At 67.2% G+C, this 24307-nt stretch carries 17 protein-coding genes; 12 read left to right on the forward strand and 5 right to left on the reverse strand.

Features of this window, described 5'->3' with window-relative positions; genetic code table 11:
- The first annotated feature begins 82 nt into the window (after positions 1-82).
- The 5 genes from ptsP (at position 83) to ACERNI_RS05270 (ending at position 7805) form a co-directional block, all read left to right on the forward strand.
- Complete coding sequence (ptsP, locus tag ACERNI_RS05250; protein ID WP_448832225.1) at positions 83-2350, forward strand: phosphoenolpyruvate--protein phosphotransferase; 2268 nt, start codon at positions 83-85, stop codon at positions 2348-2350.
- Positions 2351-2544: 194 nt separating this feature from the next.
- The gene (gene prfA, locus ACERNI_RS05255; protein WP_448832226.1) at positions 2545-3633 is read left to right on the forward strand and encodes a peptide chain release factor 1; all 1089 of its coding nucleotides are present in this window, start codon (positions 2545-2547) and stop codon (positions 3631-3633) included.
- Entirely contained in the window at positions 3630-4553 is a 924-nt protein-coding gene (gene prmC, locus ACERNI_RS05260; protein ID WP_448832227.1) for a peptide chain release factor N(5)-glutamine methyltransferase, read from the forward strand. The genes prfA and prmC overlap by 4 nt, the downstream gene beginning before the upstream one ends.
- Positions 4554-5146: 593 nt before the next feature.
- Positions 5147-6085 (forward strand): DUF4167 domain-containing protein, encoded by a 939-nt coding sequence (locus tag ACERNI_RS05265; protein WP_448832228.1) that lies wholly within the window; start codon positions 5147-5149, stop codon positions 6083-6085.
- A 313-nt stretch (positions 6086-6398) separates the two neighbouring features.
- The gene (locus tag ACERNI_RS05270; RefSeq protein WP_448832229.1) at positions 6399-7805 is read left to right on the forward strand and encodes an MATE family efflux transporter; all 1407 of its coding nucleotides are present in this window, start codon (positions 6399-6401) and stop codon (positions 7803-7805) included.
- A gap of 150 nt (positions 7806-7955) precedes the next feature.
- On the opposite strand, the gene ubiG is transcribed toward ACERNI_RS05270, so the two are convergent.
- The gene (gene ubiG / locus ACERNI_RS05275; protein WP_448832230.1) at positions 7956-8747 is read right to left on the reverse strand and encodes a bifunctional 2-polyprenyl-6-hydroxyphenol methylase/3-demethylubiquinol 3-O-methyltransferase UbiG; all 792 of its coding nucleotides are present in this window, start codon (positions 8745-8747) and stop codon (positions 7956-7958) included.
- A 338-nt stretch (positions 8748-9085) separates the two neighbouring features.
- Here ubiG and ACERNI_RS05280 point away from each other — a divergent pair, with 338 nt between their 5' ends.
- Positions 9086-10069, forward strand: a complete 984-nt coding sequence (locus ACERNI_RS05280) for a lipid A biosynthesis lauroyl acyltransferase (protein WP_448832231.1) — start codon at positions 9086-9088, stop codon at positions 10067-10069.
- A 143-nt stretch (positions 10070-10212) separates the two neighbouring features.
- On the opposite strand, the gene ACERNI_RS05285 is transcribed toward ACERNI_RS05280, so the two are convergent.
- From ACERNI_RS05285 to ACERNI_RS05295, 3 genes are all read right to left on the reverse strand, one after another.
- Positions 10213-11652, reverse strand: coding sequence for an aldehyde dehydrogenase family protein (locus tag ACERNI_RS05285; protein ID WP_448832232.1), 1440 nt, complete (start codon positions 11650-11652; stop codon positions 10213-10215).
- Positions 11653-12006: 354 nt separating this feature from the next.
- A complete protein-coding gene (locus tag ACERNI_RS05290) occupies positions 12007-12948 on the reverse strand; it encodes a serine hydrolase (RefSeq protein ID WP_448832233.1) in 942 nt (313 codons plus the stop codon).
- A 460-nt stretch (positions 12949-13408) separates the two neighbouring features.
- Complete coding sequence (locus ACERNI_RS05295) at positions 13409-14410, reverse strand: hypothetical protein (protein WP_448832234.1); 1002 nt, start codon at positions 14408-14410, stop codon at positions 13409-13411.
- Positions 14411-15089: 679 nt separating this feature from the next.
- On the opposite strand from ACERNI_RS05295, the gene ACERNI_RS05300 reads away from it, so the two are divergent.
- Positions 15090-16124, forward strand: a complete 1035-nt coding sequence (locus ACERNI_RS05300; RefSeq protein ID WP_448832235.1) for an aspartate-semialdehyde dehydrogenase — start codon at positions 15090-15092, stop codon at positions 16122-16124.
- A gap of 141 nt (positions 16125-16265) precedes the next feature.
- Here the strand turns inward: ACERNI_RS05300 and ACERNI_RS05305 are convergent, their stop codons facing one another.
- Positions 16266-16958 (reverse strand): carbonic anhydrase, encoded by a 693-nt coding sequence (locus ACERNI_RS05305; RefSeq protein WP_448832236.1) that lies wholly within the window; start codon positions 16956-16958, stop codon positions 16266-16268.
- Between the two features lie 346 nt (positions 16959-17304).
- On the opposite strand from ACERNI_RS05305, the gene ACERNI_RS05310 reads away from it, so the two are divergent.
- The 5 genes from ACERNI_RS05310 (at position 17305) to ACERNI_RS05330 (ending at position 24029) form a co-directional block, all read left to right on the forward strand.
- Positions 17305-18183, forward strand: coding sequence for an HpcH/HpaI aldolase/citrate lyase family protein (locus ACERNI_RS05310; RefSeq protein WP_448832237.1), 879 nt, complete (start codon positions 17305-17307; stop codon positions 18181-18183).
- Between the two features lie 298 nt (positions 18184-18481).
- On the forward strand, positions 18482-21766 hold the full coding sequence (locus tag ACERNI_RS05315; RefSeq protein ID WP_448832238.1) for a helicase-related protein: 3285 nt from the start codon (positions 18482-18484) through the stop codon (positions 21764-21766).
- Between the two features lie 169 nt (positions 21767-21935).
- Positions 21936-22283, forward strand: a complete 348-nt coding sequence (locus tag ACERNI_RS05320; RefSeq protein WP_448832239.1) for an RNA-binding S4 domain-containing protein — start codon at positions 21936-21938, stop codon at positions 22281-22283.
- A gap of 291 nt (positions 22284-22574) precedes the next feature.
- Positions 22575-22910, forward strand: a complete 336-nt coding sequence (fdxA, locus tag ACERNI_RS05325) for a ferredoxin FdxA (RefSeq protein ID WP_448832240.1) — start codon at positions 22575-22577, stop codon at positions 22908-22910.
- Positions 22911-23441: 531 nt separating this feature from the next.
- Positions 23442-24029, forward strand: a complete 588-nt coding sequence (locus tag ACERNI_RS05330) for a CarD family transcriptional regulator (RefSeq protein WP_448832318.1) — start codon at positions 23442-23444, stop codon at positions 24027-24029.
- Positions 24030-24307 lie beyond the last annotated feature (278 nt).

Here is a 24307-nt window from a genome sequence, read left to right on the forward strand (position 1 = left end):
ACGCCGTCTTTCGTCCACTCCGCGCGACTGGTCCCCGGTGGCGGAACGTGCCGGAAATCCGGCCTGAGCGAGGTGCTTGCTGATGCGAGGCGCTCTTGGCGGCCCACGCGTGCTCCTGCGTCGTCTCCGCGAGGTGATGGCGGAGACGGTCAGCGCCCAGGAGAAGCTCGACCGCATCGTTGTCCTGATCGCCAACAACATGGTGGCCGAGGTCTGCTCGGTCTACGTGCTGCGCGCCGATGGCAATCTGGAACTTTACGCAACGGAAGGCCTTAAGCGCGAGGCGGTGCACCACACCATCATCAATTCCGATGAGGGCCTCGTCGGCCTGATCGCCTCCAGCGCCGAACCGCTGGCGCTTTCCGACGCCCAGAGCCACGAGGCGTTTTCCTACAGGCCGGAAACCGGCGAAGAGATCTATCATTCATTCCTTGGCGTGCCGATCCTGCGCGCCGGCAACACCCTCGGCGTGCTGGTGGTGCAGAACCGCGCCTACCGGATTTACACCGAGGAAGAGATCGAGGCGCTGCAGACCACCACCATGGTCATCGCCGAGATGGTGGCCTCGGGCGATCTGCAAACCCTGGCGGAGCCTGGCCAGGACATCGCCATCCGCCGCTCGCTGGCGCAGCGCGGCGCCTCCCTGTCGGAAGGCATTGGCCTTGGCTACGTGGTGCTGCACGAACCGCGCGTGGTGGTGCAGAAGCTGATCGCCGATGACGCGGCCGGGGAACTGGCCCGCATCGACGGCGCCATCACCAGCCTGCGGGCGCGCATCGACAGCCTGCTGGCGCGCGGCGACGTCGCCCACAGCGGCGAGCACCGCGACGTGCTCGAAACCGTGCGCATGTTCGCCAATGACCAGGGCTGGCTGCGGCGGATTCGCGAGGCCATCAACACCGGCCTGACGGCGGAAGGCGCGGTCGAGCGCGTGCAGTCCGACACCCGCGCCCGCATCCTGCGCCAGACCGACCCCTATCTGCGCGAACGCCTGCACGATCTGGACGAGCTGGCCAACCGGCTGCTGCATGAGCTTTCCGGGGCCAATTTCACCGCGGCGCGCGAGGAATTGCCGGACAACGCCATTCTGGTGGCGCGCTCCATGGGGCCGGCGGCCCTGCTCGACTATGACCGCTCCCGCCTGCGCGGCCTCGTGCTGGAAGAGGGCGGCAAGACCAGCCATATCGCCATCGTCGCCCGGGCGCTGGGCATTCCGGCTGTCAGCGAAATCGACAATATCGTCTCGCTTGTGGAAGCGGGCGACGCCATCATCGTCGACGGCGTCGCCGGCGAGGTGCAGATTCGCCCGCAGCCCAATGTGGAGGCGGCCTACGCGGAAAAGGCGCGGCTGCGCGCCCGCGCCCAGGCCAAATACAAGCGTCTGCGCAAACTGCCTTCCACCTCGAAGGACGGAATCGAGGTCCGGCTGAACATCAACGCCGGCCTGCTGGTCGACATGCCGCATCTGGCCGAATCCGGCGCGGCTGGCGTGGGGCTGTTCCGCACGGAGCTGCAATTCATGGTGGCGGAAAAGCTGCCCTCCACCACCGAACAGCAGATGCTCTACGAGCAGGTGCTGCAGGGCGCCGGCGACGCGCCCGTGACGTTCCGCACGCTGGATATCGGCGGCGACAAGGTGCTTCCTTACATGGAGCGCATCGAGGAGGAGAACCCCGCCCTCGGCTGGCGCGCCATCCGCATCGCCCTCGACCGGCCAGCGTTGCTGCGGGCGCAGATGCGCGCCCTGCTGCGCGCCGCCGCCGGCCGCTCGCTGCGCGTCATGTTCCCGATGGTGGCGACCATCGACGAATTCCTGCGCGCCCGCGCTCTGGTGGCGCGCGAGCGGACCTATCTGCAACGGCACGGCCACGCGGACCCGGCGGAAGTGAAGCTCGGCGTCATGGTCGAGGTGCCGTCGCTGCTGTTCCAGCTCGAAGAGATCTGCGCCGAGGCCGACTTCATCTCGGTTGGCTCCAACGACCTGATGCAGTTCCTGTTCGCGGCGGATCGGGAGAACCGCCACGTGGCGGGCCGTTTCGACCCGCTGGGACCCGCGGCGTTGCGCGCCTTGCGGCACATCGCCCACACGGCCGCCCGGCACAATTGCATGGCGACGGTGTGCGGCGAGATGTCGGGCCGGCCGCTGGAGGCCATGACCCTCATCGGCCTTGGCTTCCGGGCCCTGTCGATGCCGCCGGCGGCGGTCGGGCCAGTGAAAGCCATGCTGCTGGCGCTGGACGTGGCGCCGCTGACGGCCCTCCTCGATGAGGTCCTGCGCTGCGACGGCCAGCTGGAGACGCTGCGGCCGCGCCTGGAAGCCTTTGCCGAAGCCAATTGCATCCCCGTGTAAGCAGCGCCCGGGATCGGCCATCCGCCGGCCGGCGCCCCAGGCTGCGGACAGCCCTGCCAAACTGGATCGGACCCGACATATCTCTTTGGTTTCCATTGGCTTGACGCGCTTTCTCAAGGCAAAGCAGCCCCAGTTCCCCCCGGAAAACGCTGTCGCGGCTTTTCACTGGCCGCGCTTTCTGCCATTGCGGACACATGAACGGATTCAGGCCCCCCGAGGACCGGCTGGACGCGATTCTCGCCCGCCATGCCCAGCTGAACGCCACCCTGGCTGAGGGGCCGGACGGCGCCACCTTCGCCCGCGCCTCGCGCGAGCTGGCGGCGCTTGAACCGGTGGCGGCTGCCATCGCCGCCTACCAGGGCGCCCGCGCCAATCTGGCGGATCTTCAGGCCGTGCTGGACGATCCCGCCTCCGACGCCGAGCTGAGGGCGCTGGCGCAGGACGAGCTCGCCGGCGCGGAAGACGCGATGGAGCGGCTGTCGCACGAGGTGCGGCTGATGCTGTTGCCGCGCGACGAGGCGGACGAGAAATCGGCAATTCTGGAAATTCGCGCCGGGACCGGCGGGGACGAAGCCTCGCTGTTCGCCGGCGACCTGTTCGGCATGTACAGCCGCTACGCCGCCCTGAAAGGCTGGTCGGTCGAACCGCTGTCGGTGAGCGAGGGCGTGGTCGGCGGCTTCAAGGAAATCATCGCCGAGGTGCGCGGCGCCGGCGTTTTCGCCAGGCTGAAGTTCGAATCGGGCGTCCATCGCGTGCAACGGGTGCCGGCGACCGAAAGCTCCGGGCGCATCCATACTTCGGCGGCCACGGTGGCGGTGTTGCCGGAGGCGGAAGATGTCGACGTGGACATCGACGATGGCGACCTGCGCATCGAGACCATGCGGGCGGGCGGGGCCGGCGGCCAGCACGTCAACAAGACGGAGTCCGCCATTCGCATCACCCATCTGCCCACCGGCACGGTGGTCCACGTGCAGGAAGAACGTTCGCAGCACCGCAACCGGGCGAAGGCCATGAGCCTGCTGCGCGCCCGACTGCATGACGCCGAGCGCGGCCGCAAGGACGCCGAGCGCGCCGCCGACCGGCGCTCCCAGGTGGGATCCGGCGACCGCTCCGAGCGAATCCGCACCTATAATTTCCCGCAGGGACGTGTGACCGATCACCGCATCGGCCTGACCCTCTACAAGCTCGACGAAGTCATCGCCGGCGCCGCCCTCGACGAACTGGTCGACGCCCTCACCGCCGCCCGCCAGGCCGAGTTGCTGGCCTCGGACGGCGACGCATGAACGGCGCGCCACGCGGCCGCCACCCGGATGCGCGGCTGGCGCCGCTTGACGCCCTGCCGGCAGCAACCGGACGGGCGGCCACGCTTGCCGCACTGGGCAAGGTTCTGGCCGGGCCCGATGCGGGAGAAGGCGCCCGCATCGCCCGCATCCTGTTTGCCGGCGTGCTCGGCCTTGAACTGGTCCAGATCATCGCCAGTCCTGACGCGCCGCTGTCCGGCGATGAGCGGGCGCGGCTGCGCGCCGCCGCCGCCCGTTGCCTGGCTGGCGAATCGCCGGGGCGGGTGTTGGGGCGACGCGCGTTCTGGGGCATGGAGTTCCGGCTCGGCCCGCACACACTGGAGCCGCGCCCGGACACGGAAACCCTGGTGGAAACAGCGCTGGATCGCATGCGCGAACAGGGAGTTACGGGGCCTTTGCGCCTGCTTGATCTGGGCGCCGGAACGGGCTGCATCCTGATCGCCCTGCTCAGCGAATTGCCGGAGGCCTTTGGCGTCGGCGTCGATCTGGCCGCCGGAGCGGCTGCGATCGCCCGCGACAATGCAGCAGCCAATGGCGTTGGCGGCCGCTGCGGCTTTGTGGCCGGCGACTGGGCCGGCGCCCTGGCGACGGAGCGGTTCGATCTGGTCGTTTCCAATCCGCCCTATATCGAAAGCCACGCCCTGGCCGGCCTTGACGCAACGGTGCGCCTGCATGATCCGGTGCTGGCGCTGGACGGCGGCCCCGACGGGCTTGCGCCTTACCGGCTGCTGGCGCCCCAGGCGATGCGGCTGCTCCGTTCCGGCGGCGTGGCGGCGTTCGAGGTGGGCGTGGGCCAGGCGGCGGATGTGGCGGCGCTGACGCGCGCCGCCGGGTTCGCCGCGACGCGGGTCACGCAGGATCTGGCCGGGGTGATGCGCGTGGTGTCCGGCGTCAAACCGTGAACGGCAAGGACGGTGGTCCTGAATTTCTGCTTGGCGATGACGCGCGAAACAGGTAATGTGCCAGCCATACGACGTGATTTGAGCCCGTAATCTGGCGCTTCGGAGGGAGAAGCGGCCTTATGGGCGCGTCGATCGGCCGTGCCGATCCGGCGCCTTTTCCTGTCAGGCAGATGCCTGACCGTCGGAAAGGTCCCAGGATTCAGATCGTTGGAGTTTGACCTGGTTGCCCTGCTGATGGGGCTGGGTCTTTCAATCTCTGATGACGGCCGATGGACGATTACGGAAGCATCCGCAGACCAGAGCATTTGCACGCGAAGGAGATCCATTCGCGGACGGAAATGCACCAGGTGGACAATGAACCTGGTCTGGCGTCTGTCTGGAGCGGTGGCGGGTTGAGAAACCGGCCGCGTTTCAGGGACTGCCCGGCGGCCGGATGCGCGCCGTCATCAGTTGATCACCTGAGCCAGGGTTATCGGCTTCTCCAGTGAGAAGCGGCCTGTAGCTCGCTGTGGATGTTGATCCCGGCCGTCCAGCGCGCGAAGCCGGCGCGGAGCGGAAAGTAGTGCAAGACAATGGCTTCACATGAGAGACAGATGAGACCAGGTCAGAACAGGCGCGTGCGGGGACGGAGTAACCGCAAGGGCCCCAACCCGCTGACGCGCAGCTACGAGTCCAATGGACCGGATGTGAAGATCAGGGGCACGGCCCAGCATATCGCTGAGAAGTATGCGCAACTGGCCCGTGACGCGCAGGTCACTGGCGACCCTGTCGCTTCCGAAAACTATCTGCAGCACGCGGAGCACTATTTCCGCATTATCGCTGCGGCCCAGGCGCAATTCCAGCAGACCTACGGCGCCCTGCCCCGCTCCTTCGACGACGCTGACGACGGCGAACTCGATGAAGAGTACGGCGTTGACGCCCCGGCGACCCAGCGCCCGCCGCAGGTCGCAACTGGCGATGAAGCCTATCCAGCCAGCGCGCCGCAGCCCGGTCAGGGCGCCTCGTCCGGCTATCGCGACCGGCAGGAGCGTTTCGAACGTCCCCAGCGCGGCGAGCGTTATGAGCGCCAGGAACGTCCCGAGCGGCAGGATCGCCCGGAACGGCAAGAGCGTCAGGAGCGTCCCGCGCGCGGCGAACGCCAGCCGCGCGTCAACGCCGGCGAGAGCGGCGAATTCCGTCAGGCCGGCGAGCGCGAGCCGCGCGGCAGGCGCGAGCGCTTCCGGCGCGACCGGGACGCTGCCCCGACCCGCGATGCCGAGACGCCAGTGGATGAAACGGACGCCGCTGCGGGCCTGCCGGCTTTCCTGACCACGCCGCTGCGCGCCGCGCCAGCCCCGGCGCCTGTGGAAGCCCAGCCCGAGCCGGCCGTTGAGAGCAGCGCGGACCTGTCCGTAGCCGCCCAGCCGCAGGAAGACGGTGGCGTCGATGAAACCGGCGAGCGCTTCCCGGTCCGCGCCCGTCGCCGCCGCGGTCGCCCGCGCGCCGGCGAAGCCGCCGATTCGGCTGACATCGAGCAGTCGGCCGCTGGCTGATTGCTCCCGTTACCGAGCTTTTGAAACCGGGCGATGCCAGTCGCCCGGTTTTTTTGTGCGCCGCGAGGCCCGGACAAGCCCCCGGCAGATCCCCGGCGGCATTCCAGAACGACGGCCCAGAACGACGGCCCAGAAGGACTTGCCCGCGGGCGCGAGGCGCGCCACGCGGGAAACCACCCATGCAACCGGGACGCATCGCCATGACCTGACGCGTAATGGACGCCGGTTGTTCCCCGTGACCTGATTGGCGGCACAATTGCTGGCGGCGGCTCCATGGCCGCTCACCACGCCGGGCAATGACCGGGAAAACGCCATGTCCATCACCGCCACGCTTGACGATCAGGATCCAGGCTCCCCGCAGGCGCCTGACCACGCCAGCCTGTCCCCGCGCACCCGCTGGCTGCTGGAAGGGCCGGTGTTCACGCGGCTGCTGGTGCTTGCCGCCCCCAATGTCGGCGAAGCGATCGCCCGCATCACCTTCATTATCGCCGACGCCTGGTTTGTTTCCTGGCTGGGGCCGGAAGCGCTGGCCGGCGTCTCCGTCGTGTTCCCCCTGCTCATCATCATGCAGACCATGACGGCGGCGGGGGTTGGGGCTGGCGTGGCGTCAGCCGTGGGCCGGGCGCTTGGCGCCGGCCATATCGACAACGCCCAACGGCTTGCTGGCGTTTCCGTGGCGCTGGCGCTGGCGGGCGCCGCCCTGTTCACCGCGCTGGCGCTGGCAGGGGGGCCAGCGCTCTACCGGGCCATGGGCCTCAGCGGCGCCGCCCTGGAGGCGGCCGTCATCTACAGCGTCGTCGGCTTCAGCGGCTGCGTCCTGATCTGGCTGCAGAACATTTTCGCCAATATCTGCCGTGGCTCCGGCAACATGCTCGTGCCGGCGATGGCGATTGTCGTTGGCGAGGCGGCGCACCTGCTGCTGTCGCCGACGCTCATCATGGGGTGGGGGCCATTTCCCCAGATGGGCGTGGCGGGGGCCGGCGTCGCCTTTCTCTCCGCCTATGCCGTGGGTTCGCTGATCATCGGCGTCTACCTGGTCTCGCCCAGGGCGTTGGCCCGGCTGCGGCTGCGCGCCATCCGCCTTGACTGGCCGCAGGTGCGCGACATCATGAGCGTCGGCCTGCTCGCCGCCATTTCAGCGCTGCTGTTCCAGATGGCGCTGTTCCTCGTCACCGGCATGGTCGGCCGCTTCGGCAACGCCGCGATCGCCGGCTATGGGGCGGCCGCGCGCCTCGACCTGTTGCAGGCGCCCATTACCTTCGCTTTTGGCTCGGCTGTCATCGCCATGGTCGCCACTGCCGTCGGCGCCCGCAATCCGGTCCGCGCCCGCCAGGCGGCCCTGGCTGGAATGACCATCGCCGCCGGCATCGGCCTGGCGTTCAGCGTCGTTTCATGGAACGCTGCGGGCTGGATGGCGCATTTCACCTCCGACCCGGAGGTCTCCCGTTATGGCGAACTGTACCTGCATTGCCTGACCCCCATCTTTCCGGTGCTCGGCGCGGGCCTCGCCGCTTACTTCGCCTGCCAGGGCCTCGGCGACATTCGCCGGCCGTTCATCCTGTCCGTTGTCCGCTTTGTCATCGCCATCGGCGGCGGCTGGCTGGCGCTGGCGCTGTGGGGCGACGTGCTGGGGGTCTATCTCGCCAGCGCCCTCGCCTCCCTTGTGTTCTCGGTCGCCATGATCGCCATGGCCATCCGGGCGTTCCACCGCGCCGGCTAGCGGATGATGCGAACAATCGTGCGGCGCCAAAGCTCTGGAGCGTGATCGCGGTCCAGCCTGACCTGCGCCAGCTATTCGCGCAAATCCTTTCCGGCCAGACGGCTCCGTCTGGCCGGAAAGCCCTGCGGATTTCCTTCATGAAAAGCTGGCTCAGGGTTCCCCGGAAATGCCCTGGCTTCCTGGCCGGCGGGCGCACAGCATGTAATTGACCTCGGTGTCCGGCGAACGGCGCCAGACATCGCGCCAGGGTTCGTAGACCACGCCCTCGGTGCGCTGCACGGCCATGCCGCCGCCGGCGATAAAGGCGGCGAGTTCCTCGGGAGTGACGAACCGGTTCCAGTCATGGGTGCCCCGCGGCACCCAGCGCAGCACGTATTCGGCGCCAACAATCGCCAGGGCCCACGCCTTGCGGGTGCGGTTCAGCGTCGCCATCAGCAAGATGCCGTCTGGCTTCACGGCGGCGCAGCAGGCGGCGACGAAGCTTGCCGGATCAGGCACATGCTCAATCACCTCCATCGCGGTGACGATGTCGAAACGCTCGCCCGCCGCCGCGACGTCCTCAACCAGTTCGCCGCGATAGGTGATCGCCAGTCCGCCAGCCTCCGCGTGCGCCCGGGCGACAGCGATATTCTCCGGCGCCGGGTCGAGCCCGGTGACGGAGGCGCCCATGCGGGTCAGCGGTTCACACAACATGCCGGCGCCACAACCGACATCAAGGGCAGTGAGGCCGGCGAAAGGCGCCGCATCGCGCACATCGCGGCCAAAATGCGCGCAAACCACATCGCGGATAAAGGCAAGTCGCACCGGGTTGAGCCGGTGCAGCGGCTTCATTGGCCCGTCCGGGTCCCACCACCGCCGCGCCAAAGCGTCGAAATGCGCGACTTCCGCCGGATCGGCGCGAGGGGGAAGCGGCGCGGACGAATCGTTGCTCACGGGCCTCATTTCCTTGCAATCAAACCTGGCTTCCAGGAAAACTCTTGTGACCTGGTCGCGAAGGCGCCGGAGCGTTCGCGACCCTGCGAAGCCCTGGCGTCGCCCAGGCTTCGCCTGAAACCGTTCGCCAGAACCTGATCAATCCGTTTCATCGGTTCTGGTCTTATCATCACCGCTGGCGCGCGCATAACATGTCATGGGGCGGCCTTTCGCATCTGGCAGGCCCGCCGCGCGCCATGGCCACGCAACCGCCGCGACGCCACGCTATCGCGTTTTCCTGCAATACCCGCTCCCCCTTTCGCGCAAATTGGTTTATCTGCGCGCATCGTTCATATCCCGGATCAAAAGTGTCACGCTTCCAGACAGTTGTTCGCAAGACCGGCTCCCGCATCGCCGGCGTCCTCATGCTTGGCGCCGTGCGCGCCATCTTTGGCTTCTTTCGCCTGCTCGGGCCGGACCGCTCCAGCGCCCTTGGCGGCGCGCTGGCCCGCGCCATCGGCCCATGGATCGGCGTCAATCGCGTCGCCATGGCCAATCTGCGGGCAACCTTCCCGGACAGGTCTGAAACGGAGCTGAAGGCGATCGCCCGCAAGTCCTGGGAAAATCTGGGGCGCACCGCCGGCGAATATCCGCATCTGGCGGAGATTTTCGACTACGACTACGACAATCCCGACCCCAATGGTCGCATCCAGGTTTCCGGCATCGAGCACTTCATCGCCCTGCGGGAAGATGAAAAGCCGGGCATCATCTTCTCGGCGCATCTGGCCAATTGGGAGTTGCCGGCGATCTGCGCCGCCCGTTACGACCTTGCGGTGACGGCGGTGTTCCGCGCCCCCAACGATCCGGCCATCGCCGGAGCCGTGCAGGAAATCCGCAGCCAGACCATGGGCGGCCTCGAAGCGGCGCGGCCTGGCGCCGCCTTCGCCATGGTGGAGGCCCTGGAAAAGGGCGGCCACCTCGGCATGCTGATCGACCAGCATTTTACCCGGGGCGTGGTCACGCAGTTCCTTGGGCGCCCCTGCCTCACCAATCCGATCATGGGCAAATTCGCCCGCCGCTTCGATTGCCCGGTGCACGGCGCCCGCGTCATCCGTCTTGACGGCGCGCGCTTCCGCATCGAACTGACGCCGCCGCTGGAATTACCGCGCGACGCCAGCGGCGAAATCGACGTGGCCGGGGCCATGCAGGCCATGAGCGACGTGGTGGCTGGCTGGGTGCTAGAGCACCCCGAGCAGTGGCTGTGGATGCACCGCCGCTGGCGGCCGCAATTCATCAAGGCCAAAAAGCCGGCGGATCAGCAGGCAGCGGCGCCGGAAGGTCCAGCCGCCTGACGCAGCCAGCCAGCGCCAGCTCAAAAACGCCAGCACAAACAAAAAAGGCCAGGCTTGCAAAACGACGTGGCTTGCAAGAAGACCTGGCTTGCAAAAAAAGGCCGGGCTTGCGCCCGGCCTCATGTTTACATCCTGTCGCGGCGTTACTCGGCGGCCTGCTTCGGCACGCCCAGAACAGCCTTGACCTCCAGGAACTCGCCGAAAGCGTGATCGCCCCACTCGCGGCCGTTGCCGGACATCTTGTAGCCGCCGAACGGAGCCATCAGGTCCGGCGCGGCGCCGTTGAGGATGACCTGGCCAGCGCGCAGGCGCGAGGCCACTTCCCGCACCTTGGCCGGATCCGAGCCCGAGACATAGGCGGCGAGGCCATACTCGGTGTCGTTGCCAACGCGAACAGCCTCATCAACGTCCTTGTAGCCAATGATCGACAGCACCGGGCCAAAGATTTCTTCCTTGGCGATGGTCATCTCATTGGTGACGTTGGCGAACACGGTCGGCTTGACGTAGTAGCCCTTGTCCAGGCCTTCCGGACGGCCAGGGCCGCCGGCGACCAGGGTCGCGCCTTCATCGACGCCCTTCTGGATCAGACCCTGGATCTTGTTGAACTGGGTCTCGGACACCACCGGACCGATGGTGACCTTGTCCTGGGGCTTGCCGACCACGGTGGCTTCCGCCGCCGCGCGGGCGATGCTGATGGCCTCTTCCATGCGGGCGGCCGGCACCAGCATGCGGGTTGGGGCGTTGCACGACTGGCCCGAGTTGTTCATGACGCTGCGCACGCCGCCGGAAACGGCGCGGTCGAAGTCGGCGTCATCAAGGATGATGTTCGGGCTCTTGCCGCCCAGCTCCTGGTGCACGCGCTTGACGGTCGGCGCGGCGTTCTTCGCCACCTCGATGCCGGCGCGGGTCGAACCGGTGAACGACACCATGTCAATCAGCGGGTGCGAGCTGATGGCGGCGCCCACGGTCGGACCATCGCCATTGACCAGGTTGAACACGCCTGCCGGCACGCCGGCGGCGTCCATGATCTCGGCGAAGATCTGGCCGGAGAACGGCGCGATCTCGGACGGCTTCAGCACCATGGTGCAACCGGTGGCGAGCGCCGGCGCGACCTTGCAGGCGATCTGGTTGACCGGCCAGTTCCACGGCGTGATGAAACCGCAGACGCCGATCGGCTCCTTGACGATAACCGTGCCGCCGCGCTCTTCCTCGAACTTGTAGTTCTTGAGGACGTTCAGCGCCGTCTGCAGGTGGCCAACGCCCATCGGAGCCTGGGCGCGCTGGGCGAGGATGGTCGGAGCGCCCATTTCCTCGGTGATGGCGGCGGCCATGTCATCGAAGCGCTTCTTGTACTCTTCAATGATGCGCTCGAGCAGGGCGATGCGCTCTTCGCGGCTGGTGCGCGAGAATGTCTGGAACGCCCGGTGCGCCGCCTTCGCCGCCGCATCCACGTCCGCCGCGCTTCCCAGCGAGATGCGACCCGCAACGGATTCATCAGCCGGGTTGATCACGTCGAGGGTTTTCGCGCCGGCGGCGGGCTCAACCCATTTCCCGTCGATATAGAACTTCGTGTAATCGCGCATGACGTTCTCCCTGCCTTTCCGCCGAATTCGGGCCCCAGGGACCCGCCTGACGATGAACCTGGACGTTCTTGTGCACGGCCCGCCATCAGGCAGCGCAACAGAAGCGCGCGCCCGGCAGACCGTCCCGCTCCCTCAGATAGGGCGCCGGTCGCGCCTTCGCTACCGAAATCAGCAATTGTCCTGCCCCGGTATTGTCCAGGACGCCAGCCTGAATGGCCGGAAGGAACCGGATCGGGGAAGGCCGGATATTTTGACCCTCACCAGGAAACCAGGCGACGCCTGGCTTTACAGACCTTGGGTTTGCGGGCCCAGGGTTTGCGGGCCAGGGACCCATCGCCGTACTGGCGCGGCAAATCACGCCCGTGCGTTGCAGGTCTCGGTCAGCGTCCTGCGCACCGCATCCCGGTAGGCGGCGAACACCCGCGGAGTTTCCGCGTCCGGCCCGCGCCAGTTGATGGTGAAACAGAATGTTGCCGGCCCGCCCGCCGTCAGCATCTGGCCGGCGAGGCTGAAACAGTGAAAACCGGCCCAGTCAATGCTGCCGCCCTTGCCCCAGGCCATGATGTCTGGCGGAACAACCTGCGGCAATGCGTCGGCCATGGCCATGATGCGCCGGTATTGCAGGAAAGTTTCCGGCTTCTCGAAGAAACGCCCGGTCATGGCGGCGCGGTGCCAGTTCACGAGATCGCTCGCCGTGCTCTGCATGGTCGGGCCGTCGCCGCCGACCGGGCTGCGGCTTTTGGCTGGCGTGGGGCCAGCTGCAATCGCCTGCAACCCCTGCCAGCCTGGATCGACGCCTGGGGCGTCGCCAGCCAGCCAGCCGAACAGCGCCCGGGTCGAATCCGGCATGCGGGTTTTCGCCAGCCCGGCTTTCTGGATCAGCTTCCGCACATGGGCTGGCCCGGTAGCAGCCAGCGCCACGTCGGTCGCCGTATTGTCGCTGTGGGTGATCATCGCCTCCAGCACGCTGACAAAGGGCGTGCGGCCGGTGAGGTTGATGAACACCGGGCTCGACAGCGACCGGACCGAATCATCGATCAGCGCCTGGGCGCTCATGGAGGTCTTGCCAGCCTCCTGCTGTTGCAGGAATCCGGCGAGAATGAAGGTCTTGATGGCGCTGCCAACGAACAGCGCCTCGTCCGGCGCGTACTCCGCCCGCCACAGGGTCCTGTCTTCCTTTTTCGCGCCTGGCGTCTGTCCGCCTCCGGGCGTCTCGCCACCGGCGCGTTCATCAGCAACGATGAGACAGGAAGCGCGGCCGTCCGGCCCCAGATCCATGGCGGCGAACGCGCGCACCGCTTCATTCACCGGCTCGGGAGCGGGCCCTGGGGACGGCTCATTCCTTGCGGCCTGACGGCGCGGCTGCCTGGCTGAAGCTGGCGCAGCGAGCCCGGCGGTTGTCGCTGCGGACAGTGAAGCGAGCAGAAGTGTGCGTCTGTCCATAAACCCCCTCGCCATAAACCCCCTCGCCATAAACCCTCGCGCGCAAAAGCGGCGCCAGATCCGTATGTGCGGAACGATTCATGCGGAGCGCAGACCATGCCGCGCAAGAAAACGCATCCAACCAAATTGACAGGGCAAACGCCGCCGCCGGACGAAGACCCATTGCCATGAGGACTGGCGACTGTCGCGACGCGGCGGAAGCACCCTGGCGATGACGCCCTGTGATCGATTCCGCCAGTGCGGCCAGCCCGGGAGGATGATTGTCGCCAGATGGCCGTCATGCAAGGGCCTGACCGGCGGCAACGGGGTGATTTCAGCGTCGTGTGGCTTCGGCGGGACGGATCGAACTGGTCAGGTCGCCAGCTGCGGGCTGGGCGCAGGCTGATGTGGTGGAAGCGCTGGCGGCGAACAGCGCCGCGATCTGCGGCTCGTCCTGCTCGCGCTGCCAGCGGACAGCGTCAATGATGCAGGCTGCGGCCTCTGGCGCCGGCGGCGCGGCGCCGTCGAGGCAGACCCACCCGCTGAGACGCAGATCGGGCTGGGCGCGCATTTGTTTGAACGTCACGCAGCTGCGGGCGCCAGATGGACCGCCAAGGCGCGCCACGGCGATGTCAACCGGCCCCAGCCGGGTCTCCAGCGCCGGCAATGGCGCGAAGCGCTCCACCCACATGCCGGTCTCGCCAGCCCGGCGCGCCACGTCGACGAAGAACGAACCGCCGGGCTGTGGCTCGGAGCCTGGCCGGTACAGCGACAGGCGCAGCAGTGGCCCCGCCTGCCCCGGATCGCCAATGATCAGCGCATCGTCGCGGCCGCCGCCGGAGGCGTGGCGCACGCCCTCGACCATGCCGGCCGTGGCCATCAGCCCCCTGAGCGTTGCGGTGCCAGGCAATTGTGGCAGCGGCGCGAGACGAAACGCCGGCTGTTCCTCACTGGCCGCGACCCAACCAGCCGCTGGTGATTTTTCCGGCTGGGCCGTCTGGCCGCCGGCTTCCGGGGTTTTGGCTTCCGGAGCTCTGGCGTCGGCAACGCTGGCTGTCTGGGCGTTCGCGGCCCCGGCATTCCCGACCTGGGAACTCGCCTGCTGATTTTCCGCATCCGCAGCAGCAGCCGGAGCCGGCGTCTCCGGTCGTTCATCGCCGGGCATCATGGCAAAAGCGGCAAAACCACCGAGCAGCACGACGGAAAGCGCAGCAACGCCGCGCCAGGAGCCCTTGCGGGCTGGAGCGTTATCCAGCGCCGGCGCGGCGCGGCGCGGGCCGGCGGCCCGCCTGCTTCCGGTCAATCCTGCGCGCGCCAGCTTTCCGATGCGATTCATGGAGACGACATCCCTGGAGCGCGGTCGCCGCCGCGCATGGTCTATCCGGGGCCGGTCATCATGCAGCCGGCTCCGCATCAAAGGGTGGAAGATCGCATCATGGCGCCAGGACCGTGAGCAGACCGTTACCGGCGCAAGCAGTGCGCCTGGTCCGGTTAACGTCAGCTTCACGCCGGGACGCGACGGGCGATGGAACGGCGTTGTTCACGGAAATATTGACAACAACGCCAGTCATGTGCTTGTGGAAGCCGGCCGCGACAGGTGCGGCGCACGGGACGTTTGACATGCTTCCGCTCAGGTTCACTGGAAATCTGGCGAACGGCGCATCGCTGGGGACGGCGACCGCCGCCGCGTCCACCAGCCTGTCCCCGGCCACTCTCCGGATAAAAACGGCGAAACCCTGAATCGCGCCCTCTCCCGCGTCCTCCGACGGGTGAGGACGGCGTGTGGACGACCGGCGCGGCCGGTGCGGAGGCTGACGGCAATTCCATGAACCCCGGCTGGGCCGGAATTGCGTCAGATCAGGAATACGGGCGTTTCCGCACTTTCATCATGCGAACGGAAACGCTCCAGACGTGGTTTGTCTGGCGCCTGCTTCCCATATGCGCGGACAACCCCGTCAGGAACTCTGAAACGGAACTGTCTTCCAACCGGCTCTGAGGCGGAAAGGAACATCACGATGGGTTACAAGGTTGCCATCGCCGGCGCCACCGGCAACGTCGGGCGTGAGATGCTGCAGATCCTTGCCGACCGGGCCTTCCCGGCGGACGAGGTCGTGCCACTGGCTTCGCGCCGCAGCCTCGGCCAGGAGGTCTCCTACGGCGACCGCACCCTGAAGGTGAAGGATCTCGCCACCTACGACTTCTCCGATGTCGACATCTGCCTGATGTCCGCTGGCGGCGACGTGTCGAAGGAATGGTCGCCGAAGCTGGGCGCCCAGGGCGTCGTCGTCATCGACAACTCCTCCGCCTTCCGCATGGATCCGGACGTGCCGCTGGTGGTGCCGGAAGTGAACGGCGACGCCGTGCGCGGCTTCGGCAAGAAGAACATCATCGCCAACCCGAACTGCTCGACCGCCCAGCTTGTCGTGGCGCTGAAGCCGCTGCACGACAAGGCGACCATCAGGCGCGTCGTCGTCTCGACCTACCAGTCGGTGTCCGGCGCCGGCAAGGACGCCATGGACGAGCTGTTCAACCAGACGCGTTCGATTTTCACCGCTGGCGAACTGAAGACCACGAAGTTCCCCAAGCGCATCGCCTTCAACCTCATTCCGCAGATCGACGTCTTCATGGAAGACGGCTTCACCAAGGAAGAGTGGAAGATGGTGGTCGAGACCAAGAAGATCCTCGATCCGAAGATCAGGCTCACCGCAACGGCCGTGCGCGTGCCCGTGTTCATCTCCCATTCGGAATCCGTGAACATCGAGTTCGAGAACCCCATTACCGCCGATGAGGCGCGGGAGATCCTGCGCAATGCGCCGGGTTGCCTCGTCATCGACAAGCACGAGCCTGGCGGCTACATCACCCCGCACGAGGCGGCGGGCGAGGACGCCACCTATATCTCGCGCATCCGCGAGGATTCGACCGTTGAGAACGGGCTGGCCATGTGGGTGGTCGCGGACAACCTGCGCAAGGGCGCGGCGCTCAACGCCGTGCAGATCGCCGAGGCGCTGATCAACCGCAAGCTGCTGACGCCGAAGAAGAAGGCGGCCTGATTTCCGCCCCCCAAACGACAACGCCGCCCAACCGGGCGGCGTTTTCATTTTCCGGCGGCGCTTCAGGACAACCCGCCGGTTCAGCGCGAACGCGCGGGTTGCCCTGCTTTCCTGGCCGGCCGCCATGCGGCGGCGACCGCTTCAGTCGCAGCGCGGCGCCATCCGGCCCAGCGCCTCCAGACCTTCCACCGCCGGCTCGAATTCCCCGGTTTGCGGATTGCGCACCCGCAGCACGCCATCGGCCACGCCGAAGTAAGCGCCGTGCAGGGCGATCTGGTTGCGCTCCGCCAGAATGCGCACGCAGGGGAAGGTCAGCAAATTGCGCAGCGACAGTTCGATCGCCGCGAACTCCAGCCGGGTGATGTAATCCGCCCCCGTGCGGGCCTGGGCGCCGAGCGCGTCGGCCGCCGGCTGGATCTGCGCCATCCATTTGCCAATGAAGTCGCCCGGCGACAGCGGATCGGCATGGTTGGCGAACGCCTTGATGCCGCCGCACATCTGGTGGCCCAGCACGACAATGTGCTTCACCTTCAGCGCCTGCACGGCGAATTCCAGCGCCGCCGAGGTGCCATGGAAGTCGCCGCCGGTCTCGTAGGGCGGCACCAGATTGGCCACGTTGCGGACCACGAACAGCTCGCCCGGGCTGGCGTCAAAAATCACTTCAGGCGACACGCGGCTGTCGCAGCAGCCGATGATCAGCGTCTCGGGGCTCTGTCCGCGCTCGGCCAGAATCTGGAACCGGTTGCGTTCGCTGGGAAAGCGCTCGTTCAGGAACGCCTTGTATCCCTCCGTCAGACGGGTGGGGAATGCGTTGGTGACAGCTTCTCTGGCCATGGGCGCTCCATGTCATGGGGGACAGTGTCCCGGAGCGGCGCGGCGCGCAGTCAGGCGCGCATGCAGTCGCGCGCCTGACTGCGCGCGCAACTGGCGCCCCGCAGACGGATTGCAACACCGTTTGCTCCCGCAAAGCCTTGCACGCAATCATTTTATGCACCATGGAAAAATGTGGAATTTGCCGGCGCAACAGCCGGCGAAGGCGCCGGAAAGGCGACGCACACGCGATCCAGAATGAATGAATCGGGGTCCAGGCTTGCGAAATTGCGCAAATCCGGCACAAACACCTCCGGCAACATGAACTGTTCCGGACAGGACAGACGACCACACATTCCAGGAGCTCCTGATGACCGCCATTCGCCCCCGCCGCAGCGTTCTTTACATGCCGGGCTCGAACGCCCGCGCGCTGGAGAAGGCGAAAACCCTGCCGGCCGACGCCCTGATTCTCGATCTGGAAGACGCCGTCGCGCCGGACGCCAAGCTCAATGCCCGCGAGCAGGTCTGCGGCGCCGTGAAAGCTGGCGGCTACGGGCCGCGCGAGGTCATCATCCGCGCCAACGGGCTCGACACCCCCTGGGGCCGCGACGACATTCTGGCCGCCGCCGCCGCCAATCCTGACGGCATCCTGATTCCGAAGGTATCCAACCCGGAAACCCTGCTGGAAGTCGGCAAACTGCTGGCCAACGCCCCCGACGCCATCCGCGTCTGGGCCATGGTCGAAACCCCGGCCGCCATGCTCGACATCGCCCGCATCGCCGCCGCGGCCCGCGACAAATCCACCCGCCTCGCCTGCTTTGTCATGGGCACCAACGACCTGGCCAAGGAAACCCGCGCGCGCTTCGTGCCCGGCCGCGCGCCAATGCTGCCGTGGCTGTCTCTGGCTCTCACCGCCGCCCGCGCCGAAGGCCTCGACATTCTTGACGGCGTTTACAACAACATCTCCGACATGGACGGCTTCCGCGCCGAGTGCGAACAGGGCCGCGATTTCGGCTTTGACGGCAAGACCCTGATTCACCCGACGCAGGTCGAGCCGGCCAACGAGATCTTCGCGCCGCCGGCCGCCGAGGTGGAGTGGGCCCGCAAGATCATCGCCGCCTTCCAGCTGCCGGAGAACGCCGGCAAGGGCGTCCTGTCCGTGGACGGCAAGATGGTGGAGATCCTGCACGCCGAGATGGGCAAGCGCGTCGTCGCCGTCGCCGACGCCATCGCCGCCCGCCAGGGCTGACGCGGCCAGGCGGACGTCGCCACGACGGACGCGGCATGGCCCACGCGACAGGGGATTGCGGGACGCTTCAGGCGTTCCGCGCCGCCTGAGCGGCAAGCTGGCCCGCAAGGTTCTGACAAACCGCTGCGGCATGCCCATATAGGGAGCATCAGGCGCCTTCCACCGGGAGGCGCCGTCCCGCAACACAAAAAGCGCCGACCATGCCGGAGCATCACGGTCAGCTCCGGCCATCCGGTCCTGCGCCTTTCCGGGAAGCGGCGTTCGCTTTCCGGCAGGGCTCCGGCGCGCCGGCCATCCAATGAGCAATCGCCCTTCTTCCGCCCGGGGGACCCTGCCGCCCGGCGAACGCGCCCGCGGCGTCACCGCCATTCTCGGGCCGACCAACACCGGCAAGACCCATCTGGCCATCGAGCGTCTCGTGGCCCACGGCGAGGGCATGATCGGCCTGCCGCTGCGGCTGCTGGCGCGCGAGGTCTACCAGCGCGTGGTCGAGAAAGTTGGCGCGGCCCATGTCGCCCTGATCACCGGCGAAGAAAAGATCAAGCCGCCGCGGCCGCGCTACTGGATCTGCACCATTGAAGCGATGCCGCGCGACATCTCCGTCGCCTTCTGCGCCATCGATGAAATTCAGCTGGCGGCGGATTTTGGTCGCGGCCATGTGTTCACCGACCGGCTGCTCAACATGCGCGGCCGCGACGAGACGCTGATCATCGGCGCCCTGACCATGAAGCCGCTGATCCAGAAGCTGCTGCCGGGGGCGGAGATCGTCACCCGCCCCCGCCTGTCGACGCTGATGTTCGCCGGCGGCAAGAAAATCACCCGCCTGCCGCCGCGCTCCGCCATCGTCGCCTTCTCGGTGGAGGAGGTTTATGCGGTCGCCGAGTTGATCCGCCGCCAGAAAGGCGGCGCGGCCGTGGTGCTGGGCGCCCTGTCGCCACGCACCCGCAACGCCCAGGTGGCGATGTTCCAGTCGGGCGAGGTGGATTATCTGGTCGCCACCGACGCCATCGGCATGGGGCTCAATCTCGACCTGCATCACGTCGCCTTCGCCAGCGACCGCAAATTCGACGGTTTTGGCTTCCGCCGGCTGAATCCGTCCGAGTTTGGCCAGATCGCCGGGCGCGCCGGCCGCTACATGCGCGACGGAACCTTCGGCACGACGGGCCGCTGCCCGGCGTTCGAGCCGGAACTGGCCGAAGCCATCGAGGAACACCGTTTCGACCCGCTGCGCGTGCTGCAGTGGCGCAACGCCAGCCTGAATTTCCGCTCCATCCGGGGGCTGCTGGCCTCGCTGGCCGCGACGCCAAATGAAGAAGGCCTGACGCGCGCCCAGACCGCCGACGACATGGCGGTGCTGGAGGCGCTGGCTGGCGACGTCGAAGTGACCGGCCTGGTGCGCCACCCCCAGCATATCGCCCGTCTGTGGGACGTCTGTCAGACGCCGGATTACAGAAAAGTCTCGCCACACGCCCATGCAGACCTTGTCAGCACGATATTTCGTGCTCTGATGCGCCACGGCAGCCTTGATGAAACCTGGTTCGGCCGGCAAATAGCCGCTGTTGACCGCACCGATGGGGACATCGACGCCCTGTCAGCGCGCATCGCCCAGGTCCGCACCTGGACGTATGTCGCCAACCGCCCCGACTGGCTGGCCGATCCTGAGCATTGGCAGGAGCGCGCCCGTCAGGTAGAGGACAAACTTTCGGATGCATTGCACGAGCGGCTCGCCAGCCGTTTCGTGGACCGGCGCACAAGCGTGCTGATGCGGCGCCTCAGAGAGAACGCGCATATGGAAGCAGTAGTCACGCCCACGGGCGAAGTCAGCGTCGAAGGGCAGCACGTGGGCAATCTCCGCGGCCTTCATTTCGTCCCTGACCCGCAGGCGGATGGATCGGAAGCCCGCGCCTTGCGCGCCGCCGCGCAAAAATCGCTCGGCCCCGAGCTTGAAGCCCGGGCCGAACGGGTGTCGATGGCGGTGGACGAAGCGTTTGTGCTGTCCAACGACGGCTCGCTGCGCTGGCTGGGCGACATTGTCGCGAAGCTGGCCCCCGGCGAAAAGCTGCTGGAGCCGCGCGCCATCCTGCTGGCCGACGACATGCTGGCCGGCGAAGCGCGCGAGAAAGCGCAGGCGCGCGTCGATCTCTGGGTCAAATCGCACATCGCCAAACTGCTCGGCGCACTGACCGCGCTTGAGGAAGCAACCGACATCGAAGGCCTTGCCCGCGGCGTCGCCTTCCAGGTGGTCGAGGCGCTGGGCGTGCTGGAGCGCGCCAAAGTGGCGCAGGACGTCAAGGCGCTGGACCAGAACGGCCGCGCCCAGTTGCGCAAATATGGCCTGCGCTTCGGCGCCTACCACATCTACCTTCCGGCGCTGCTGAAGCCGGCCCCGCGCGCGCTCGCCGTGCAGCTCTGGGTCCTCAAGCATGGCGCCGCCGAAACGAAGGGGCTGGACGAGCTGCCGCATCTCGCCGCCTCTGGCCGCACCTCGATCGTGCTCGACCCGGAAATCAGCCGCGACCTGTATCGCGCGGCCGGCTTCCGCGTCTGCGGCGCCCGCGCCGTGCGCGTCGACATCCTGGAGCGACTGGCCGACCTGATCCGTCCGGCGGTGACCTACCGCCCGGGCGTGACGCCCGGCGAGCCCCCGGCTGGCGCCGCTGATGGCGACGGTTTCGTCGTCACCGTCGCCATGACCTCGCTCGTTGGCTGCGCCGGCGACGATTTCGCCTCGATCCTGCGCTCGCTGAACTATGCTTCGGAGCAGCGCGAGGGCCCGGCCATCACCGTGCCGCTGGTTCCCCGCGCCGCCACCGCGCCAGCGGAAGCCGTGACGGGCGAGGCTGCGGCGGAAGAAACCGCTACTGCCGAAGCGGCTGCCGCGAGCGACGCGCCGGCCGAAGCAGCGATGGAAGCGCCGGCGGACCCGGCTGCGGAAACGGCGGAAGTCATGGCGCCGGCCGTCGCGGCCGAAGCGCCCGTCGAAACTCCGGCGGCTGAAGCGACGGCGGACGATGTTGCCGCGCCGCAGGCAGGGGAGCCCGCAGCGGAATCTGTCGCGGCAACAGAGACCGTAGCGGAAGCCGCAGCAACGGAAGAGGCGGCTGCAGAAGACGCCGGGCCGACGCTGCTCGACATCTGGCGGCCCCAGCGTCACCAGCATCATCGCCATGGTCGCGGCGGGCGTGACAACGCCGGTCGCGGCGGACGCGGACGCGGCGGCCAGGGCGGGCAGCAAGCTAGCCAGCACGCGGGCCAGCAGGACGGTGAGCGCGGCGGTTATCGCGGCGGTCAGCGTCAGGGTGGCCAGGGCCAGGCAGACGCCGGTGAAGGCGGCGGACGCCGTGGCGGCGACGACCGGCGCAAGGGCGGTTTTCGCGGCGGCTTCACGCCGGGCCAGGAAGGTGGCCGCCCACGTCCCCGGCATGAGGGGCAGGGGCGTCAGGACAACCGTCACGAGGCGCGGGGCGACCAGCGCGGCGATCGCAAGCCACAGCGGGCGGAAAAGCAGCCAGACCCGGATTCGCCCTTCGCCAAGCTGCTGGCGCTGAAGGAGCGGATGCAGTCCGGCGACAAGAAACCCTGATCCGTCGGCGCATGTTCAGGCGAAGCGGACACTGCTTCGCCTGAACCAGGCGCGTCAGGCTCCGGTCCAGAATGCCCTGTGTCTCCCGACCGGTTCAGGAAGCCGTTGCGGCCACGAGCCGTTTCGTCTGCACGTCGCATTGCGCCCAGGCGCAGGGACATCTGAGCGGATGACCGAAACCCCAGACCGGCAACGCATCGACAAATGGATCTGGTTTGCGCGCATGGCGCGCTCCAGGCCCCTGGCGGTTGCGCTGGTCACCGATGGCAGGGTCCGGCTCAACGGCGCCCGCGTTGATGCGCCAGGCAAGAGTGTGAAGCTCGGCGACGTATTGACCCTGAACCTGCCGCAAGGGGTGCGCGTGGCGCGTGTTCTGGCCCTGCCGCAGCGACGCGGACCGGCCCCCGAGGCGGCGCTTTGCTGGCGGGACGTGGCCACGGAGGGGGCATCGGACCCCAACGACCAGGAAAACGCCCCAGGTCCCGGCGGCGCCAGTTCAACCAGCCAGGAAATGTGAATTAACTTAATCAACATTCCTGGTTGAGTATCGCGGCGCCGCAGATTATTTCAGCATCGTCCGGGCAGCCGGGGGAAGCGCGGCGCGTGGCCGGCGCGTGGACCGCCGCCGCATGGACGTGCTTTACAGGAATGCCGCCCCCAGGGGCTGGCGGTCAGGCGGAATTCAGGTCAGGACGGACCGGGCTCCCGCCATTGATGCGTTGTCCGCAAGCGAGGATCGCCGATCCCGCCTGGAAAACGCTCCAGGAATGCCTCTGGCGTCGTCCGCCAGGGCCGATACGAGGTCGCGATGACATACGTCGTCACTGAGAACTGCATCAAGTGCAAGTATACGGACTGCGTCGAGGTCTGCCCCGTTGACTGTTTCTATGAGGGCGAAAACTTCCTCGTCATCAATCCGGACGAATGTATTGACTGCGGCGTCTGTGAACCCGAATGCCCGGCCGAAGCCATCAAACCCGACACCGAACCGGGCCTTGAGGACTGGCTGAAGCTGAACACCGACCTGTCTGTCTCCTGGCCCAACATCACCCGCAAGCGCGACGCGCCGCCGGACGCCAAGGAGTGGGACGGCAAGCCGGGCAAGCTGGCCCTGCTGTCGCAGGAGCCGGGCGAAGGCGACTGAGCCAAAGCGACTTCACAGGACGACTGGATCCGCCCGACGCTAGCGCGCGTCGGGGGGGTGACGTTTGGTCAACCCGCCGCCGCAACCCGTCGCTTGCGGAATCGCGCGGGTGCGCGCCCGGTTGCCTCAAGGGCTTTTCGGAACCAGCCGCCGGCCGCACCGGACAAATCACGCAAGGCTGACCGTGGGCAGCCCCTGCCCTGACGGCAGGATGCCCCCGGCAACCGGACGCAGACATGCGTCCGGCGCGCATGACGTCAGCCGAATGCTTTGATTCTTTGCAAATTTGTGATATGCAATGTGCTGAATGGCCGTTGCCCCATGAAGATGGCGCAATAGCGCATCCAAGCACCATGCAAATGATTTCCTGTTTGTGGCCTCAATTGAGTTGACGCCGCAGGTGGGAATGTTTTGCGAGCACCTTGTAGCGCGCAGGTTCAGCTCTTGTCTCGAACCCGCGTGGCAATGGCGATTGTCCGCCCTGACGTCGACGACCACGTCCCAATGGACCGTGATCAGGAGGCTTTCCGAATCATGACTGCAAAGAAAACAGCTAACAAGCTTGGTTTCAAGACTGGAGAGGCCATTGTCTACCCCTCGCACGGGGTTGGCCACATCCTTGCGATTGAGGAGCAGGAGGTCGCCGGTTTCAAGCTGGAGCTGTTTGTCATCAGCTTTGACAAGGACAAGATGACCCTCAGGGTTCCGACCTCGAAGGCGGCGGGCGTCGGCATGCGCAAGCTGGCGGACGGCGAAGTGGTGTCGAAGGCGCTCGTGACCCTTACCGGCCGCGCCCGCGTCAAGCGCACCATGTGGTCGCGCCGGGCGCAGGAATACGAAGCGAAGATCAATTCCGGCGACCTCGTCAGCATCGCCGAAGTCGTTCGCGACCTGCACCGCTCGGACGCCCAGCCGGAACAGTCCTACAGCGAGCGCCAGCTTTATGAGGCGGCGCTGGAGCGCGTGATTTCCGAGCTTGCCGCGGTCAATCGCATCACCGACACCGAAGGCCGCAAGCTGGTCGAGGAAGCCCTCGCCAAGAGCCCGCGCGGCGCTGGCAAGGCCGATGCGGCGGCGGCGACCTCAGAGGATGAGGATGTGCAGGAAGAGGCCGCCTGATAGCGGCTGGCATTGCGGACAGCGCGCCCGATGGCGCGAACTGCCGCAAACCGATCATATTGGCGCCCCCGCTCTCCGCGAGCGGGGGCGTTTTTTTGATGCCAAAACGCACTGGCCATGTCTGAAAATCAGGTCTGGAAATCAGGCTGCCGTAATTCGCCGCCCGACCGCCGGCCATTCCCGCCTCCACCCGGCCCCGCCACCGGCTGACCCGGGCGATTTCATTTCCCCGCGCGGCTGCGTCTTCCAGCACGGCGACGCGCCAGAAACCGCGAACA

This window comes from Camelimonas sp. ID_303_24 (assembly GCF_053543495.1).